This is a genomic window from Mesorhizobium sp. M7D.F.Ca.US.004.03.1.1, assembly GCF_003998635.1.
In the GTDB taxonomy this organism is placed as follows: domain Bacteria; phylum Pseudomonadota; class Alphaproteobacteria; order Rhizobiales; family Rhizobiaceae; genus Mesorhizobium; species Mesorhizobium loti.
In genome coordinates this window covers 1-2,306 of record NZ_RZQG01000908.1, presented here as the reverse complement: position 1 = coordinate 2,306, position 2,306 = coordinate 1, and the positions used below count along the sequence as shown (strand labels likewise).

Annotated in this window: 4 protein-coding genes; 1 reads left to right on the top strand and 3 read right to left on the bottom strand. The window is 63.4% G+C overall.

Going from position 1 to position 2,306, the window contains the following annotated elements; all coding sequences use genetic code 11:
• Positions 1 to 48: 48 nt before the first annotated feature.
• Together EN935_RS31725 and EN935_RS31720 are read right to left on the bottom strand one after the other, a co-directional pair.
• Positions 49 to 351 carry a hypothetical protein gene (locus EN935_RS31725; RefSeq protein ID WP_245489100.1) on the bottom strand — a complete coding sequence of 101 codons (303 nt, stop codon included), beginning with the start codon at positions 349 to 351 and terminating at the stop codon, positions 49 to 51.
• Between the two features lie 48 nt (positions 352 to 399).
• The gene (locus EN935_RS31720; RefSeq protein WP_127374001.1) at positions 400 to 819 is read right to left on the bottom strand and encodes a hypothetical protein; all 420 of its coding nucleotides are present in this window, start codon (positions 817 to 819) and stop codon (positions 400 to 402) included.
• A 200-nt stretch (positions 820 to 1,019) separates the two neighbouring features.
• Between EN935_RS31720 and map the strand changes: the two genes are divergently transcribed.
• Positions 1,020 to 1,847 carry a type I methionyl aminopeptidase gene (gene map / locus EN935_RS31715; protein ID WP_127265518.1) on the top strand — a complete coding sequence of 276 codons (828 nt, stop codon included), beginning with the start codon at positions 1,020 to 1,022 and terminating at the stop codon, positions 1,845 to 1,847.
• 30 nt (positions 1,848 to 1,877) lie between these two features.
• On the opposite strand, the gene EN935_RS31710 is transcribed toward map, so the two are convergent.
• Positions 1,878 to 2,306, bottom strand: a 429-nt coding sequence (locus tag EN935_RS31710; protein WP_164771518.1) for a HAMP domain-containing sensor histidine kinase, incomplete at its 5' end; no start/stop codon positions are given.

Sequence of the window (2,306 nt, the reverse complement as noted above, 5' to 3'; positions counted from 1 at the left end):
GAGCGCAGTCGCCCAGAACAATCGAGGATATGCTTTGGGCGACTGCGCTCACTGGTTCGCTGGATCCGTCTCCGCGTCGAAAGCCACGCGAATCGCGGTGATCAGCACAAATATCGTCGGCACGGCGAAGATGCCGCCGAGCACAAGGGCCGACATCGGCGACAGGCCGAGTGTCTCGGCAACCGCCCAATAGACGGTTCCGATGCAGATGAGCGCCTGAACGGAGAGGAACGCGGCAGCCGAGGCCGCACGCGACAGGGTTTTGAAAGTCTTGATGCGTTGTTGCATTGAAATAGTCCGGAAATGCCGCGCCGCGCGACCGCGGCGCGGCCACAGCCGCCGCACGATCACGACGCGAACAGGGATAGCGATGAGGTGAAGGGTGCGGCTCTGGACCGCTTAGGCCGCGATGCCCGGCGGTGCGCGCGGCTGGTTGGTGCCCGCCCTCGGAGCCGAGGCCGCTCCGTATCCCGAAACAGCCGCTCCCGGCAGCGTGCGCTCGACCCCGGGGAAGACAGCGTCGGGGACCGGCAGGGCGGGGTGGGCGCCGGCGAACTTGACCAGGGCCGGACGGACGGCGCGAACTTCCAGCGCTTGCACCTTACCGGTGACACGCAGCAGCGCCGCCACCTCGCCAGACCGCTCGACACCGATTCTGGCACCGCTCGGCGCACTATCCGCGAAGGCTGGCGCCGCCGGCCGGCCGAGGCATAGCATCGCCAGCAGCACCATGCCCATCAGGCATGAGCAGGCTGCCGTCAGCGGCGCTTCAAGCCATCTGGCTTGCCTGGCCGTGAAGGGGCGCGATCTCGAAAACATCACCCGCCCTACCGCACGATGGCCAGAAAGGAAAGTAAACCGGGCAAAACCCGGCGAGACATTACCCCATGCAAGGCAAATATCCCGAATGCACGGCTGCATCAGGCAGTTCTTCCTTGAACCTTTTGCCCTCAAGTGCCAAATCTGGGGAGATTTTCACGTCGGCTCTCTTGCAGAGCCCTACCGACTACACGGACAAAATGGTCACCTATCTCGACGCCGCCACGGCACCGCTCAGAAATACCGGCCAGATTCGCCTCTATGGCGAGGACGGCTTTGGCGGCATGCGCAAGGCATGCGATCTCACCGCGCGCTGTCTCGACGAACTGGTGCCGATGGTCGAGCCCGGCGTCACCACCGAAACCATCGACCGCTTTGTCTTCGAATTCGGCATGGACCACGGCGCGCTGCCGGCGACACTCAACTATCGCGGCTACACGAAATCGTCCTGCACCTCGATCAATCATGTCGTCTGCCATGGCATTCCCGACAACAAGCCGCTCAAGGATGGCGACATCGTCAACATTGACGTCACCTACATCCTCGACGGCTGGCACGGCGATTCCTCGCGCATGTATCCGGTCGGCACGATCAAGCGCGCTGCCGAGCGCCTGCTCGAAGTCACGCATGAATGCCTTATGCGCGGCATAGCGGCGGTCAGGCCCGGCGCCCGCACCGGCGCCATCGGCGCCGCCATCCAGACCTATGCCGAGGGTGAGCGTTGCTCGGTGGTGCGCGATTTCTGCGGCCACGGCGTCGGCCAGCTTTTCCATGACGCACCGAACATCCTGCACTATGGCAGTGCCAATGAGGGCGTCGAGATGCGGCCCGGCATGATCTTCACCATCGAGCCGATGATCAATCTCGGCCGACCGCACGTGAAGGTTTTGTCGGACGGCTGGACCGCGGTGACGCGCGACCGCTCGCTGTCGGCGCAGTACGAGCACACGATCGGCGTGACCGACACCGGCTGCGAGATTTTCACCCTGTCGCCCAAAAAGCTCGACCGCCCCGGCCTGCCGGCTTAAAGCGCGTCGTCTTACCCGGCACGAGGCCGTCTAAGACGGTTGGGCACTTGGACCATTCGGCAAGTCAATGGTGACGACCAGTCCGTTGGGTTGATTGTCCTGCAATTCGATCCTGCCGCCGTGTCCCTGGACGATGTCGGCAACGATCGAAAGACCCAGGCCAAAGCCATGCTTCGATGCAATGCCGCGCGACGCATCTTCTTTGAAGAACGGTTCGAAAACACGAGCGCGCGCCGTCATCGGAATGCCCGGCCCGTCATCGCCAACCGTGATGCGTGCCACCGTGTCGGTCGCCGTCAATGCGACCGTGACAGTGCCAGCGAATTTGACCCCGTTGGCGCAGAGATTGGCGATCGCCCGCGCCAGTGCATTGGGCTTGCACCAGCCCAGAAGCCGATCCGGTCCGGAATATGAGACCGGAAACCCGACATCGGAGAATTCAGCACAGACGGTTTGCAG

Bases quoted from the DNA above. Each gene is read 5' to 3' on its own strand.
- EN935_RS31720 (WP_127374001.1), bottom strand. From the start codon at position 819: ATGTTTTCGAGATCGCGCCCCTTCACGGCCAGGCAAGCCAGATGGCTT.
- map (WP_127265518.1), top strand. From the start codon at position 1,020: ATGGTCACCTATCTCGACGCCGCCACGGCACCGCTCAGAAATACCGGC.